The 15,932-nt window shown below is 64.3% G+C and carries 11 protein-coding genes and 1 pseudogene; 8 read left to right on the top strand and 4 right to left on the bottom strand.

Going from position 1 to position 15,932, the window contains the following annotated elements; translation table 11 throughout:
• The first annotated feature begins 339 nt into the window (after positions 1-339).
• The 7 genes and pseudogenes from RFN28_RS20150 to RFN28_RS20120 all read left to right on the top strand — a co-directional run bounded on the left by RFN28_RS20150 (position 340) and on the right by RFN28_RS20120 (position 8,319).
• Positions 340-1,872: an acid phosphatase gene (locus RFN28_RS20150; RefSeq protein ID WP_320289066.1), complete on the top strand. Its 1,533-nt coding sequence runs from the start codon at positions 340-342 to the stop codon at positions 1,870-1,872.
• 126 nt (positions 1,873-1,998) lie between these two features.
• A complete protein-coding gene (locus tag RFN28_RS20145; RefSeq protein WP_320289065.1) occupies positions 1,999-2,421 on the top strand; it encodes an OsmC family protein in 423 nt (140 codons plus the stop codon).
• Positions 2,422-2,427: 6 nt separating this feature from the next.
• Positions 2,428-2,931: pseudogene (locus RFN28_RS20140) on the top strand (carboxymuconolactone decarboxylase family protein); the annotation flags it as partial.
• A 267-nt stretch (positions 2,932-3,198) separates the two neighbouring features.
• A complete protein-coding gene (locus RFN28_RS20135; RefSeq protein ID WP_320289064.1) occupies positions 3,199-3,942 on the top strand; it encodes a 2OG-Fe(II) oxygenase in 744 nt (247 codons plus the stop codon).
• 339 nt (positions 3,943-4,281) lie between these two features.
• On the top strand, positions 4,282-5,904 hold the full coding sequence (locus RFN28_RS20130) for an ABC-F family ATP-binding cassette domain-containing protein (protein ID WP_320289063.1): 1,623 nt from the start codon (positions 4,282-4,284) through the stop codon (positions 5,902-5,904).
• A gap of 324 nt (positions 5,905-6,228) precedes the next feature.
• Positions 6,229-7,629, top strand: a complete 1,401-nt coding sequence (locus tag RFN28_RS20125) for a selenium-binding protein SBP56-related protein (RefSeq protein WP_320289062.1) — start codon at positions 6,229-6,231, stop codon at positions 7,627-7,629.
• Between the two features lie 24 nt (positions 7,630-7,653).
• Positions 7,654-8,319, top strand: coding sequence for a hypothetical protein (locus RFN28_RS20120; RefSeq protein WP_320289061.1), 666 nt, complete (start codon positions 7,654-7,656; stop codon positions 8,317-8,319).
• 343 nt (positions 8,320-8,662) lie between these two features.
• Here the strand turns inward: RFN28_RS20120 and htpG are convergent, their stop codons facing one another.
• The 3 genes from htpG to RFN28_RS20105 all read right to left on the bottom strand — a co-directional run bounded on the left by htpG (position 8,663) and on the right by RFN28_RS20105 (position 12,829).
• Positions 8,663-10,555: a molecular chaperone HtpG gene (gene htpG, locus RFN28_RS20115; protein ID WP_320289060.1), complete on the bottom strand. Its 1,893-nt coding sequence runs from the start codon at positions 10,553-10,555 to the stop codon at positions 8,663-8,665.
• Between the two features lie 278 nt (positions 10,556-10,833).
• Complete coding sequence (gene groL / locus RFN28_RS20110) at positions 10,834-12,462, bottom strand: chaperonin GroEL (protein ID WP_320289059.1); 1,629 nt, start codon at positions 12,460-12,462, stop codon at positions 10,834-10,836.
• A gap of 52 nt (positions 12,463-12,514) precedes the next feature.
• Positions 12,515-12,829 carry a co-chaperone GroES gene (locus RFN28_RS20105; RefSeq protein WP_320289071.1) on the bottom strand — a complete coding sequence of 105 codons (315 nt, stop codon included), beginning with the start codon at positions 12,827-12,829 and terminating at the stop codon, positions 12,515-12,517.
• A gap of 546 nt (positions 12,830-13,375) precedes the next feature.
• On the opposite strand from RFN28_RS20105, the gene RFN28_RS20100 reads away from it, so the two are divergent.
• The gene (locus RFN28_RS20100; RefSeq protein WP_320289058.1) at positions 13,376-14,800 is read left to right on the top strand and encodes a coiled-coil domain-containing protein; all 1,425 of its coding nucleotides are present in this window, start codon (positions 13,376-13,378) and stop codon (positions 14,798-14,800) included.
• 19 nt (positions 14,801-14,819) lie between these two features.
• Here the strand turns inward: RFN28_RS20100 and RFN28_RS20095 are convergent, their stop codons facing one another.
• Positions 14,820-15,713 carry a hypothetical protein gene (locus RFN28_RS20095; protein WP_320289057.1) on the bottom strand — a complete coding sequence of 298 codons (894 nt, stop codon included), beginning with the start codon at positions 15,711-15,713 and terminating at the stop codon, positions 14,820-14,822.
• Between the last annotated feature and the right edge of the window lie 219 nt (positions 15,714-15,932).

Genomic DNA, 15,932 nt, shown 5'->3' with positions numbered 1-15,932 from the left:
CAGAATCACACGTGATTCCAGCCCTTCAAGCCCCTTTCGCAGCCCCACCTTCCGCTTGACATCCCACAGACGCAAATGTGTGCGCACGCTAGCCCACAAGGGGAGAAGGGGGTGGCTGCGGCCGCCTCGCCGCCAACCGCCGGCGTCGGCGGTTGGCAGAAGCGCCCGAGCAACACTTCCCCCCTTGTGGGAGAAGGTGGATCGGCGCGATAGCACCGAGACGGATGAGGGGTGCTCCAGCTTGGCGTCATCCAATGAACCTGTCACAAAGCTGACAAGCACCAGCCCTAGCGTCGCCTTGTTCCTCCAGCCATTCCCCAGCCACGAGGCATTTCCCTGATGATCCGGTCTCTTCTCTCCCTTAGCCTCGCCTCCACGGCGCTGGCCTCGCTCGCGTCCGTCGCTGAGGCGGCTCCTCCCGGCTATGACAAGATCGACACCGTTGTCGTCATCTATGCCGAGAACCGCAGCTTCGATAACCTCTATGGCGGCTTCCCAGGTGCCAATGGCCTGGCCAATGTCTCGGGCGACCAGGCCCGCCAGCTCGACCGCGACGGCAAGCCCCTTGCCGAACTGCCGCCGTCCTGGGGCGGGCTGACCGGCAAGGGCGTGACGCCGGCCGTCACCGAGGCGCAGACGGCGCATCTCGCCAATGCCAGCTTCGCGATCGACGATCCCAAGGGGTTCAACGAGAAGGCCTCGGTGATCACCCGCGACCTCTGGCACCGTTTCTACCAGGAGCAGATGCAGATCGATGGCGGCCGGAACGACAAGTTCGTCGCCTGGGCCGATTCCGGCTCGCTGGTGATGGGTCACTATGACGGCTCCAGCCTGCCGATGTGGGATATCGCCAAGAAATACGTGCTCGCCGACAATTTCTTCCAGGGCGCCTTCGGCGGCTCCTTCCTCAACCACTTCATGCTGGCCTGCGCCTGCGTGCCGTTTTATCCGCACGCCGACACCAGCCCGGTGAAGGGCCAGATCGCCGTTGTCGAGCCCGACGGCGTGACGCTGAAGGTGGCCGACAATTCGCCGGCCTCAGCGCTCGCCGGCGCGCCGAAATTCGTCAGTGACGGCGCGATCACGCCGGACTTCCACGTCGTCAACACCATGCAGCCGCCTTACCAGCCGAGCGCCAACAAGCCGGCCGAGGGCGGCGACAAGGCGTTTGCCGATCCGGCGGCGCCGACCACGCTGCCGCCGCAGCATGACATCACCATCGGCGATCTGCTTTCGCTGAAGGGTGTTTCCTGGGCCTGGTATGCCGGCGCCTGGCAGGCGGCGCTCGATGGCAAGAACGCGACGCCGGTGCCGAACTTCCAGTTCCACCACCAGCCGTTCAACTATTTCGCGGCCTATGCGCCGGGCACGGCCGCGCGGGCCGAGCATCTGCGCGACGGCGGCCTGGGCGGCACGGAATTCATCAAGGCGATCGACGACGGCAAGCTGCCGGCCGTCACCTTCTACAAGCCGCAGGGCAACCTCAACGAGCACGGCGGCTATACGGACGTCGCCAGCGGCGACAAGCATCTGGCCGACGTCGTCGCGCATCTGGAGAAGAGCCCGCAGTGGCAGCATATGCTGGTCGTCGTCACCTATGACGAGAATGGCGGTTTCTGGGATCACGTCGCGCCGCCCAAGGCCGACCGCTGGGGCCCGGGCAACCGCGTCCCGGCTGTCATCATCTCGCCCTTTGCTAAGATGGGCACGGTCGACCACACGCAGTACGACACCACCTCGATCCTGCGCTTCATCACCGCCCGCTACGACCTGCCGGTGCTCCCCGGCCTCGTCGCCCGCGACAAGGCGCTGGCCGCGAACGGTCAACCGCCGATGGAGGATCTCACGGCCGCGCTCGATCTGACGAAGTAGGCCTTTCCTCTCCCCCACGTTCGTGGCGGAGAGGAAACGCCAATCGCCCAAGGCCTACCTCGGCGATTGCCCTTTTCAATTACCGTCCGCTATTGATGGCCATCAATCGCCGACGAAGGACATTCGATGAGCGAGCTAAAGATCAGAACCCGTGCGACCGGCGCTTCCGCCGTTCTGCCGCCGGGCGGCCTGCCGGCGGTGACGACGCCGACCGGCGGGACGGTCGATGTGGTGACTGCAGTCAGCGCGCCGGGCTTCAACCCGCTCGACCTGCTTTACGCTTCCTTGGCTGCCTGCATGGTGCTGAGCGCCCGCATCGCTGCCAACCGTCTCGGGGTTGGCGCCCAGCTTGGCGAGGTAAGGGCGGTTGTCAGCGGCGAGAAGGCGAAGGACGAGCCCTCGCGGGTCGAGACATTCACCGTCAGGCTGGAGATCGCTGGCGACCTCGACGCGGCGACCAAGCAGCGCATCCTTGAGGATGCCGAGACGATCTGCACCGTCTCCAACACGCTGCGTGGCGCGCCCGCGCTGCACGCGACACTTGGGTGAGCGGCGATGGCGCATCTTTCCCCGATCGATTACGCGACCGCTTCCGCCGAAATCCGCGCCGAGCACGACCGGGAGCTCGCGCTGCGCGGCCGCATGACCAACATGAAGCGCGTCCTGCTGCATTCGCCGGCCGCCCACCGCATCTACGCTGAATGGTTCACACTGCGCGATCTGCTCAAGCCTAAGCTCGACGACCGCGCGATATGGCTGCTTTCGAAGGCGATCGCCGAGACAATGCGCGCCGAGATTCCCGTCACCTTCTTCCGCCGCGCGCTGATCGACAGCGGCCTCGATCCCGAAGCGATCGAGCCGACCGCCGACGAGGCGCTGCTGATTGCCTTCGGCAAGGCGGTCGCAGCCGATGCCAACGCTGTTCCGGACGGCATCTGGGCGGCTCTCAAGGCGCGCTACGACGAGACGCTCCTGGTCAACCTCGTCGCCTTCGCCGGTATCATGGTGGCGACCTGCGTTTTCACCAACGCGGTGAAGGTGGACCTCGATCCGGAGCTGGGGGGGGGTATCGCAGACCCTCTCCTTCTCCCCTTGTGGGAGAAGGTGGCTCGGCGCGATAGCGCCGAGACGGATGAGGGGTGTTCCAGCTTGGCGATAAGCGTGAAATCGCCGCCGCCTCATTCCTTCCAGCACCCCTCATCCGACCTCGCTTCGCGAGGCCACCTTCTCCCGCAAGGGGAGAAGGGGAGGCCGCCCGGCTCAGCAAGAATCGGGTGGCCACGACCTCGCTAGCGCCCCACTTTGATCGCATCAAAGGAGGCCGCGATGACCGTCCACTCCCTGAGTACCAAGCGTGCGAGCCGCTCCGCCGAATCCCGTGTCGCGGCACAGGACTGGCGTGCGCTCATCTCCGAGCTCAACGCTAATGGCTGCGCGGTCATGCCTGGCCTGCTCTCGTCAGAGGAATGCGCCGAAATCGCCGCGCTCTATCCGCATGAGGAGCATTTCCGCAGCCATGTCGTGATGGCCAGGCATGGCTTCGGTCGGGGCGAGTATCGTTATTTCAAGTATCCGCTGCCGGATCTGATCGAGGGCCTGCGCACCGCGCTCTATCCGCGGCTCGCCACCGTCGCCAACGACTGGAACGAGAAGATGGGTGCAGCCCTTCGCTACCCGGCCGATCACGCCGCCTTCCTGAAGCGTTGCCACGACGAGGGCCAGACCAAGCCGACGCCGCTGCTCTTGCAATACGGCCCTGGCGACTTCAACTGCCTGCACCAGGATCTTTACGGCGCGCTCGCCTTCCCGCTGCAGGTGGCGATCCTGCTGTCGGAACCCGGCGAGGATTTCACCGGTGGCGAGTTCGTGCTGACTGAGCAGCGCCCGCGCATGCAGAGCCGCGCCGAGGTGGTGCCGCTGAAACGCGGCGACGCGGTGATCTTCGCCGTGCACAACCGGCCGGTGGAGGGCACGCGAGGTTATTATCGGGTGAACCTGCGCCACGGCGTCAGCCGCCTGCGTTCGGGGCACCGGCATACGGTAGGCATCATCTTCCACGACGCGAAGTAAGGCGCGGCGCCGGAGTTGCCAATCTCCCCCCAAGTGGGGGAGATGCCCGGCAGGGCAGAGGGGGCGCGAAGGATCGCGGCGTTCGACATCGCATCGAGCAGCGCCCTCGAGTGCGGGCTGGCTAAGCTGGAGCACCAATGGCTGAAAGGCTGCGGGACAGCGCCCCCCTCTGGCCTGCCGGCCATCTTCCCCACTTTGGGGGGAGATTGGCTGTCGCCGCCGCCTTCGCCAATTTTCATCGTCTCGTCTGCGGCGCTTCTGCCTCTTCCATAGCAAGCGTCCTTCGCGTATTGCCCCGGGCAAATCCCGCCATCTCAGCGCATTTACCCGGACCGCCCCATGATCCGCCTCGAAAATATCGGCAAGCAGAACGGCCGACAGATTGTCTTCATCGAAGCCTCGGCTGCCTTGCTGAAGGGCGAGAAGGTCGGGCTTGTCGGCCCGAACGGCGCCGGCAAGACGACGCTGTTCCGCATGATCATAGGTCAGGAGCAGCCCGACGAAGGCCAGGTGTCGATCGATCGCGGCGTCACCATCGGCTATTTCAGCCAGGATGTCGGCGATATGGGGGGATTAAGCGCCGTCGCCGAGGTGATGGAGGGCGCCGGGCCGGTCAGCGCGGTGGCCGCCGAGATGCGCGAGCTCGAGCACGCCATGGGCGATCCCGAGCGTGCCGACGAGATGGATCAAATCATCGAGCGCTATGGCGAGTTGCAGCACCGCTTCGAGGAGCTCGACGGCTATGCGCTGGACGGCCGCGCCCGGGAGGTGCTCGACGGTCTCGGCTTCTCCCAGGAGATGATGGACGGCGACGTCGCAAAGCTCTCTGGCGGCTGGAAGATGCGCGTCGCGCTTGCCCGCATCCTGCTCATGCGCCCCGACGTCATGCTGCTCGACGAGCCGAGCAACCACCTCGACCTCGAAAGCCTGATCTGGCTGGAGAAATTCCTCAGAGGCTATGACGGCGCGCTCTTGATGACCTCGCACGACCGCGAGTTTATGAACCGCATCGTCTCCAAGGTCATCGAGATCGATGCCGGCGCGCTCACCTCCTATTCCGGCAATTACGAATTCTACCAGGAGCAGCGGGCGCTCGCCGACAAGCAGCTTCAGGCGCAGTTCGAGCGCCAGCAGGCGATGCTTGCCAAGGAGATCGCCTTCATCGAGCGCTTCAAGGCGCGCGCCTCGCATGCCGCGCAGGTGCAAAGCCGGGTGAAGAAGCTCGACAAGATCGACCGCGTCGAGCCGCCGAAGCGGCGTCAGACGGTGGCCTTCGAGTTCCAGCCGGCGCCGCGCTGCGGCGAGGACGTGGCGACGCTGAAGAACATCCACAAGTCCTACGGCAGCCGTTCGATCTATGCCGGCCTCGACTTCCAGATCCGCCGCCGCGAGCGCTGGTGCGTGATGGGCGTCAACGGCGCTGGCAAGTCAACGCTGCTGAAGCTGGTCGCCGGTGCCTCGGAGCCGGACGAGGGCACGGTGGCCAGGGGGCCGAGCGTCAAGATGGGCTATTTCGCGCAGCACGCCATGGAGCTGCTCGACGGCGAGCGCACCGTCTTCCAGACGCTGGAGGATAATTTCCCGCAGGCCGGCCAGGCGCCACTGCGCGCGCTTGCCGGCTGCTTCGGCTTTTCCGGCGACGAGATCGAGAAGAAGTGCCGCGTGTTATCCGGCGGCGAGAAGGCGCGGCTGGTGATGGCGTTGATGCTGTTCGATCCGCCCAACCTGCTGGTTCTCGACGAGCCGACCAATCACCTCGACATGGCGACCAAGCAGATGCTGATCGAGGCGCTGGCGCAATATGAAGGCACGATGCTCTTCGTCTCGCACGACCGCCATTTCCTGGCGGCGCTGTCGAACCGCGTGCTGGAGCTGACGCCGGACGGCATCCACACCTATGGCGGCGGCTACACGGAGTATGTCGCAAGGACCGGCCAGGAAGCGCCGGGGCTCAGGGGGTAGGGAGAGCGGGTGTCGGCCCAAGGCGGGCATCGGCCCTTGGCCGCTTTGCGCCAGATCCAGACATTCCGATATAGCGAAGTTTGACCGTGCGTTGCCCCGCTAACCCTTGACATTGCCGCGGCTCACCCATGCAGTCCGGTGGCGCTCGTCACGCACAGGTCGAGATTGCCGTTCTCCGAAATCCGTGAGATTCTTCCAGAAGCCGCACGAAAATAGCGTGCGAAAAACAAAGCGCCCCGACCTTTTCGGCGGGCATCGAAGCGCATTTCAGGCCGTGCCCCTGATTGTCGGTCGGGCTCCTTAACCCGCCAAGGGAGGACGACAATGACCTTACGGCCGGACCCGACTTTCCACGCGACCGCCAAGCTCGCAATGCAGGCGCCAGTCGAAAACTTTGCCTACACTTTGATCTTGAGTGGCGACTTCTCCCAGCCAGACGGACTCGCAATAGTGGACGTGAACCCGGAGTCGAAGGACTGCGGCAAGATCGTCCATAGCGTGATAGTGCCGAACAAGGGCGACGAGTTTCACCATTTCGGCTGGAACGCCTGCTCTTCGGCCCTGTCGCCGCTGAACGGCCACCCGTTTCTCGAGCGCCGCTTTCTGATCATCCCCGGCATGAGATCTTCGCGCATCTACGTTGTGGACACCAAGGGCGGACCGACCAAGGCCAAGATCCACAAAATCATCGAGCCGGAAGAAGTTTTCGCCAAGACCGGCTATTCAAGGCCTCATACGATTCACTGCGGTCCGGAAGGCATTTATGTCTCGACCCTTGGCGGCGGTGGCCCTGACGGCATCGACGGACCACCCGGCATCTTTGTCATGGATTGCCAGACGTTCGACGTCATTGGGCGCTACGAGATCGATCGCGGGCCACAGAACAAGCAGTACGATTTCTGGTGGAACCTGCCACGCGACTATATGGTGTCGAGCGAGTGGGCACTTCCGCCCCAGTTCGAGAATGGCATTGTCCCGGAAGATCTCCTGTCGAACAAATACGGACACCGGGTACATTTCTGGAATTTGCGCGAACGCAGGAACGTGCAGACCATTGATCTGGGAGCCAATCATCAGATGGCCCTGGAAGTCCGCCCCGCGCATGACCCGGTAAAGGAATACGGTTTCCTTGGTGTGGTCGTCGACACGACAAACCTCGAGGGATCGATCTGGACATGGTGGCGCGAGGACGGCAAGTTCCATTGCGAAAAGACGGCGACTATCCCGCCCGAGGCAGCCGCGAAGGATGACCTGCCCCCGCTTCTGCAGGGCTTCGAGGCGGTTCCGCCGCTGGTAAGCGACATAGACCTGTCGCTCGATGACCGCTTCCTCTACGTCTCCTGCTGGGGCACCGGCGAGATGCGCCAATATGATGTGACCGATCCGATGAAGCCCAAGCTTGCGGGGTCCGTCCATATTGGCGGCATCACGCGCAAGACCAGGCATCCCGGCGGCGGCGATTACAGGGGCGGACCGCAGATGGTCGAGATCAGCCGCGACGGCAAACGCGTCTACTGGACCAACTCCCTGTATTCGACCTGGGACGACCAGTTCTATCCCGGGGGCATCCCGGCAGCCATGGTCAAGGCCCATGTCGGCGAGAACGGTGGCATCACTCTGGACAAGGACTTTTATGTCGAGTTCCCCAAGGGGTATCGCTCGCATCAGATTCGTCTGGAAGGCGGCGACTGCTCGACGGATTCATTCTGCTATCCGTCGGTGTAACCGACTGCTCGGGTCTATGAAGCGATGAGCGAGTGGACGACGGCCGGCCTCTGGCTGGCCGTCATCGCCAGCGGCATTTATCACGGCATCAATCCCGGCATGGGCTGGCCGTTGGCCGTCTCGGCCGGACTGTTGGACAGACGTGCCGGCGAATTGTTCCGGGCGCTCGGCCTTTTGGCAACGGGACACTTTGTGGCAATGATCGGTATCCTGCTGCCTTTCGGCGCGATGCTGACGCTGATTGCCTGGGAACGACAGATCCGTATCGCGGCGGGGTTGATTGTGGTCGCGGCCGGGATCTATCTCCTGATCAACCGGCGCCACCCGCGTGTTCTTGTCCGTATCCCGCCGGCGCAACTCGCCTTGTGGTCCTTCGCGGCCGCCACCGTCCATGGTGCTGGGCTGATGCTGGTGCCGATTTATCTGGGCCTGTGCCAAACCGGGGAACGTGATGTTGGACACCAAGCGGCCTCCACGCTCGCGGCCGGTAATCTCATCACGGCCATTGCCGTCTCCATGGTCCATACAGCCGCCATGATTGCAAGCGGCGGCGTTATCGCCATTGCCGTCTATCGATGGCTCGGACCCAAATTCATCTCACAAAGCTGGTTCAATCTCGATATTGTGTGGGCCGTAAGCCTGATCCTGGTGGGGGGAATTGGGATCGCAAGCATCGGATTCGCTCGATGAGTTGTACGCATTTGGCGAGATAATTCCCTTTCTGCGAATGTCGGAGAAGGGGCGGAAGCTGCCGTTCGCCAATGTCCAATCCTGGCGAAAGCGGCGGAACGCAATGCCCGGCTCTGTGCCGGTGCACGGCTTCGCATCCGTAGTGATGCCAATCGGGATCAAGCCACGATGCCGCACGACCGCCACTTTCCTGGCTGCGCTCTCCAATCCACGTGCTGGAACTCACCCCCCAACATCTATGGCGGTGGCTACACCGAATAATGTCGCCCGCACCGGCCAGGAAGCGCCGGCGCTGAGAGAGTAGGGGAAGGCGCAGCCTCTATGCGGGTGAGCGCCGATGCGGTCACCTCCTCGCCAACCCGCGCTCGATCAACCTCGCGAGGCGCGCCGAGAACGCCTTGGCGTCGGCCGGCTTGTCACCATCGAGCACGCGCGCCTCGTCATAGAGGAGATGCGCGGCGTCTTCTTTGAAGCTCCGCTCGTCGTCGCCGAGCTTCGCCAGTGCCGCGACGCGCTCGTGCCGCGGGTTGATCTCGAGGATTGGCTTCGCGGCCTTGTCGAGGCGGCCGGCGGCGTTGAGCAGGCGCTCGAACTGGCGGCCGGGGCCGTGCTCCGGCGCGACCAGGCAGACCGCGCTTTCGGTCAGGCGGTCGGAGGCCTTCACATCCGAGACCTCGTCTCCCAGCGCCGTCTTCACGAAAGCCAGGAAGCTGTCGATCTCCGCCGTCGTCTCGGCGTCCGGCTTCGCCGCAGCGTCAGGCAGCGGGATTTCCGAAAGGTCGGCCGCGCCCTGTGTCACCGACTTGAACGGCTTGCCGTCGAACTCCGGCGCCATCGTCGTCCAGAAACTGTCGACCGGATCGGTCAGGAGCAGCACCTCGATGCCGCGCGCCTTGAACCCTTCGAGCTGCGGCGAGGCTTCGAGCCGGGCGCGGTCGTCGCCGGCCATGAAGAAGATCGCCTTTTGGCCCTCCTTCATCGCCGCGACGTAGTCGAAGAGGCTGCGCAAATCTTCGCCGGAAGCCGTCGAGCGGAAGCGGGCGAGCTTCAGCAACTGGTCGCGCCGCTCGTAGTCCTCGTAGAGCCCTTCCTTAAGCACGACGCCGAAATTCTCCCAAATCTTGGCGTAGGCTTCGCTATCGTGCTCGGCTGTTTTGGCGAGATCGCCGAGCACGCGATTGGTCACGCCCTTGCGGATCGCGGCAAGCAGCGGGCTTTGCTGGATCATCTCGCGCGACACGTTGAGCGGCAGATCGGCGGAATCGACCAGCCCGCGCATGAAGCGCAGGTAGCGCGGTAGCACGTCGGCATCGTCGGTGATGAAGACGCGGCGCACATAGAGCTTCATGCGGCCCTTGCGGTCCTGGTCGAAGAGGTCGAACGGACGCGATCCGGGCACGAAGGCGAGCACGCTGTATTCCTGCCGGCCCTCGGCGCGGAAGTGGATCGTCGAGGCCGGCTCGTCATACTGGCCGGCGATGCTGCGGTAGAAGTCGATGTATTCCTCCGGCTTGATCTCGCTCTTCGGCCTCACCCAAAGCGCTGTGCCGTCGGCGATATCGCGCGGTTCGGCGCCCGGCTTCTCGACGAGCGTGATCGGCACCGGCACGTGGCCGGAGTGCGACTTCGCCAGCCCTTCGAGCCGGTAGGGCGTAGTGTAGGAGGTCGCATCCTCCATCAGGTGCAGCACGACGCGCGTGCCGCGCTTGGGGGCCGCGGCAAGCGGCACGGATGCGATCTCGTAGGTGCCCTTGCCGTCGGACGACCAGCGCCAGGCTTCCTCGCTGCCGGCCTGGCGGCTGATCACGTCGACATGATCGGCCACCATGAAGACTGAGTAGAAGCCGATGCCGAACTGACCGATGAGCTGCGAGTCCTCCGTCGCCTTGCCGGCCTCGACGCGCTCGATGAAGGCGCGCGTGCCGGACCGCGCGATGGTGCCAAGCGCCTCGGCCATCTCGTCGCGGCCCATGCCGATGCCGTTGTCCTCGACGGCGAGCTGCTTGTTGTCCGGGTCGGCGGAAATGGTGATGCGCGGTTTTGCGTCCTCGCCCAGCAATTCGGGGCGGGTGATCGCCTCGAAGCGCAGCTTCTCGCAGGCATCGGCGCCGTTGGAGATCAGCTCGCGCAGGAAGACGTCCCGGTCGGAATAGACCGAATGCACCATCATGTGCAGCAGCCTCGAGACGTCCGCCTCGAATGTCCTGGTTTCAGTCGCTTTCGTATCCGTCGTCATTCAGAATCTTCCCACGTAATCACTTTGCCCGTCGCGCCGCAGCGCGTGGAAGCTGCCGATCTCCCCCAGTGCGGACATGTCCGGCAGGACAGAGAAGCTGTCCCGCCAGCCGATCTGTCGCGGAGTGCTTTCTCGCTTTTCCAGTTCTTGTCAATTCAGAAGGTTGGCGTCCCTCGCCCCCCTCTAGCCGGACCACCCTCCGCAGCAGCTGCGGAGGGTGGTCCGGCTATCTTCCCCAGTGGGAGGAGATTGGCAGCGCCGTGCCCCTCGTCAGTGTCTTAGTAGTCCATGCCGGCGCCGGCGGGCATGGCGGGTGCAGCTTCCTTCTTCGGCTTCTCGGCCACCATCGCCTCCGTGGTCACCAGCAGGCCGGCGATCGAGGCGGCGTCCTGCAGCGCCGTGCGAACGACCTTGGCGGGGTCTATCACCCCCTGGCCATAGAGATCGCCGAAGTCGCCGGTCTGCGCATTCCAGCCGAAAGAGAATTCGGCGTTCTCGCGCAGCTTGCCGACGATGATCGAGCCTTCGGCGCCCGCATTCTCGGCGATCTGCCGTACCGGCGTTTCCAGCGCACGGCGCACGATTTCGATGCCGGTTCTCTGGTCGGGGTTATCGGCGACCGCTGCGTCGAGCGCTTTGGCGACCCTCAGCAGCGCCACGCCACCGCCGGGCAGGATACCTTCCTCGACCGCGGCGCGGGTGGCATGCAGCGCATCGTCGACGCGATCCTTGCGCTCCCGGACCTCGATCTCGGTCGAGCCGCCGACGCGGATGACGGCGACGCCGCCGGCGAGCTTTGCCAGACGCTCCTGCAGCTTCTCGCGATCGTAGTCCGAGGTGGTCTCCTCGATCTGCTGCTTGATCTGGGCGACGCGTCCCTGAATGTCCTCCTTGCGGCCGGCGCCGTCCACGATGGTGGTGTTCTCCTTCTCCACGGTCACCCGCCTGGCGCGGCCGAGCATGTCCAGCGTGACATTCTCGAGCTTGATGCCGAGATCCTCGGAAACGACCTGGCCGCCGGTGAGGATGGCGATGTCCTCCAACATCGCCTTGCGGCGGTCGCCGAAGCCCGGAGCCTTGACGGCGGCGACCTTCAGGCCGCCGCGCAGCCTGTTGACGACCAGCGTCGCCAGCGCCTCGCCCTCGACGTCTTCGGCGATGATCAGCAGCGGCTTGCTGGACTGCACCACGGCCTCCAGCACCGGGAGCATGGCCTGGAGATTGCCGAGCTTCTTCTCGTGAATCAGCACATAGGGCTCCTCGAGCTCGACGCGCATCTTGTCCTGGTTGGTGATGAAATAGGGGCTGAGATAGCCGCGATCGAACTGCATGCCTTCCACGACTTCCAGCTCGGTCTCGGCGGTCTTGGCCTCCTCGACGGTGATGACGCCTTCGTTGCCAACCTTCTGCATGGCTTCGGCCAGGAAGCGGCCGATCTCGGCGTCGCCATTGGCCGAGATCGTGCCGACCTGGGCGATTTCGTCATTCCTGGTCACCTTGCGGGCATTGGCCTTCAGCTCGGCGACGATGGCCTCGACGGCCTTGTCGATGCCGCGCTTCAAATCCATCGGGTTCATGCCGGCGGCAACCGCTTTCGCTCCCTCCCTGACGATCGTCTGGGCAAGCACCGTGGCGGTGGTGGTGCCGTCGCCGGCGACGTCGCTGGTCTTCGAGGCGACCTCGCGCACCATCTGCGCGCCCATGTTCTCGAACTTGTCCTCGAGCTCGATCTCCTTGGCGACGGTGACGCCGTCCTTGGTGATGCGCGGGGCGCCGAACGACTTGTCGATGACGACGTTGCGGCCCTTCGGACCGAGGGTGACTTTCACCGCGTCGGCGAGGATGTTGACGCCGCGCAGCATGCGATCACGGGCGTCGGAATGGAACTTCACGTCCTTGGCAGCCATTGGAACACTCCTTCAGCAGGCAGCTTTCATTGACCGGATCGAGCTGGCCGGCTCAGGCCGCTTTTTCCAACGCGGATGTCCGCTCGATCACACCCATCACGTCGCCTTCCTTCATGATGAGCAGGTCTTCGCCATTGAGCTTGATCTCGGTGCCGGACCACTTGCCGAACAGGATGCGGTCGCCGACCTTGACGTCGAGGGCAATGAGCTTGCCGCTCTCGTCGCGGGCGCCCGGACCGACGGCGATGACTTTGCCCTCCTGCGGCTTCTCCTTCGCCGTATCCGGGATGATGATCCCGCCGGCGGTCTTGGATTCGGATTCGACCCGGCGGACGAGCAGGCGGTCGTGCAATGGACGGAACGTCATATCGTTCTCCTTCGGGACAAACAGATTTTGAGAGGTTCCTCCACTCCGGACCGGAAGGACCGGAGCGGGGCTCGCGATCCTTTCGGCGTCGCGCATGTGGATTTGGTTTTGCCCTTTCGGGTTTCAAGAGGCCGCAGAAAATTTTTCGGTCCGCTATGGCCGAGCTAGTCCCCTGAAAACATGCGCATAATTCGATCCCGGAGGCTCGCAATCGCGACCGGACCTGGCGCCTTCGTGGCGAGGCATTTCAAACACGCGGACGACGTGCTGAGGGACGACACGGTCGATCTTCACGAGAAGCGGGCGATCTTCTCTCGCCTGGACCTCCGGCACCCGCGCGCTGAATCGATGCCTGCGCGAGATCGGGAAGGCACTTATCGCGCTTGGCAGAGGTGACGCTGGCGGAACATCGCGCAACCCTCTGGAAACCCGCGATAACCTTAATTTCTTCCTTCTTTTGGAGAGGGTTCCCGCGCGGAAGGTAAAGGGATAGATTAGCAATTCGTTAAGTAATACGGCGGGTGTGCGCGTAAGAGGTGTGCCGTTATGAATTTCAAATCCCTGATCAAGCGGGCCGAGAACGTAGACAAGGAATTTCAAGAGCTTCAATCGGATCTTGCGGAAGCCTTCGAGGAATGTCTTGCGGCTGACGAACAGACATCCCTGGTGGAATATGCGGACGCCGACGAGGCGTCGGCGGCAAGCGGCGAGGATCCGCCCGTCGAAGGCCAGCCTGATGCGACGCCATCGCGGCTGACGCCGCACACCCAGACGCGGCTGGCCGCCCTGGAGGCCGTGGCCGGGCTTTTCCGCGACGGGCAGGGCCATCTGGAGGAGATCGAGGCGAGGCTGGCCGAGATCGCCACCGCTCATCAGATGACGCGCGAGGTGCTGAATGTCCTGCATCGCGACACGCTGCGGGCCAATGAGCTGGAGCTGGCAAACGCCGCTCTGGCCACGGAACACAAGAACCTGTCGGAACAATTGCTGGATGCCGCGAGAAAGCAGCGCGAGCGCGACGGCGCGGCCGAGGCCTGGCAGCAGCGCGAGGCGAGCCTTGTCCAGGATCGGGAGTCGCTGCGCGAGTCGCTCGCGGCGGTGCGGCTCGAGCTGGTCGAGATGGGCAATGAGAGCGCCAGGCGTGAGGCGGAATTCGGCGAGATCGTCAAGGCTCTGACCGCCAAGACCGTCGAGGCCGACAGGCGCGCTGCCGAGAACAAGCTGCTGCGTGAAAAGCAGGTCGGCCTTTCGGTCGATCTGGAGCAGGCGCAGAAGCACGAGGCCGAAGCCCGGCACAAGTTCGACGAGTTCGCGGCGACCCACGCCAACGAAACCGCGCGCATTGCCGAGCTTATGGCCCAGATCGGCAGCCATGAGAAGGAGGAGGCACGGCTGCAGAAGTCGCTGGAGACGACGCAGGCCAAGCTTGCCGAGGTAACCGAGACAGCCCGCATCGCCGAAAGCGATGCCGCGTCCGAGCTGGCGCGCAGCCAGGCGGAGCTGCGCGGCTTGCGCTCCGAGATCCAGGAGCTGCAATCGCGGCTTGAGCAGGCCTCGAACGACAAGAGCGAAGCCGCGGCCGAAACCACCAGGCTCAAGGCGCAGTTGAACGATGCCGTGACCGAACGGCAGATTGCGGAGGAAAGGCTTGCCGTCCTTCGGAACGAGAGTGAGATCGACAGGAAGAACCTGTCTGTGGTCAGCACCAACCTCTCGCAGCTTTCATTGCAGCAGGCATCCGAGCAGATCCAGCTCGATATCCAGAAGCAGGAATGCGAGGATCTGCGCGCCGAGATCGTGACGCTCAATGCCCGCATCCAGGAGTTGCTGCCTTATGAGCGGCTGCACAGGGTGACGGATGCGCGGTCGCGCAAGGACGTTCTGCCCGTGACAAACGGGATCATCGCGGAGGCTGTGCGCCCGACCGCGCGGCGCAACAGCCGGCGCAACATCCGCGCTAACGCAAGCTGAACGTCGGCAGCCCCGGTGCCTACTTGCCGGCCATGTGGTCGGCAAGCGTCTGCGCCTCGGCAAGCAGCGCCGGGAAGATCGGGTCGCCCGGCAGGCGCTCGCCCATGCAGGCGCGATAGTCGGCGTCGCCTTTTTCCCAGGCGGCGTTGGCGGAATCATAGGCCTGCTGGTCCTTGAGGTCCGAGCCCTGATAGGTCTCCTGGAATTTCTGGGCGGTCGCGTCCGCCGCGGTCCAAAGGGCCTCGCAGGCCGCGATTTTCGGCGCGGGCGGTGTTGCGGGCGCTTCGGCGATCAGGACGCGATCGCCCTTGACCACCGCGACGACGACCTGCTGGTTGTAGATCGGCCCCACATCCTGCGTCCAGCCGCCGAGCCGCGCGATGGCGATGTCGGCGCCTTCCGGCTTCTTCAGCGCAAAGTCGAGCGTCTTGACGAAAGCGGCGTCGCTGCCGATGGCCTGGGTGTAGAACGCATCGAGCTTCAAGGCTTCGCCGATGCCGGCGGGCAGCTTCAGACTTTCATCCTCTTCGTTGGCCTTGGACTGCAGCCAGCGCTCGGTGAGCCCCCGCGTCGTCGCCACGATGCTCGGGCCTTCGTCGCTCTTGGCATAGCGCAGCCCGTCGAGCATGCCGAAACCGATATCGGCGGGGCTGAGGCTTTCGAGATTGATCTTTCCGGTGGCTGGAAAACCCTCGACCGCCAGCGGGCCGAGAATGGCGGAAAGACGCCCTTCGAGATCGGCCAGCGCCTTGCTATTCGCGGCATCGAGCGTTTCCACCTCAGCGTTCGAGGTTTCCAGCGCCGCGATGTCGGAAATCGCCTTGTCACGCGCCGCGATATAGTCGCCCTCCGGCGAGGCCGCCAAGGCCGTGCCGCTTGCGAGCGCAAAGAGAAGCGTCCAGACCAGCCTCATGATGAAAACCTCCCGCGCTGCGTTCTGCCCCAATGACATACGCACATTTGAAGACAAGATCGGGCCAAAAAAAGACCGGACCGTCGACGCCGCGAATCTCCCCCTTGTGGCCCCTTGAGGGGGGAGATGGTCGGCAGGCCAGAGGGGGGCGCCGCGTGTGGAGCGCCGAGGCCTTCGCGGCGCGAGACGACGTTGGCGCTCTATGTGAGACGACCCCCT

The sequence above is a fragment of the Mesorhizobium album genome, from assembly GCF_033977205.1.
Taxonomy (GTDB): domain Bacteria; phylum Pseudomonadota; class Alphaproteobacteria; order Rhizobiales; family Rhizobiaceae; genus Mesorhizobium; species Mesorhizobium album.
The sequence above is the reverse complement of the archived record's forward strand: the minus strand, read 5'-3'. Positions and strand labels throughout refer to the sequence as shown.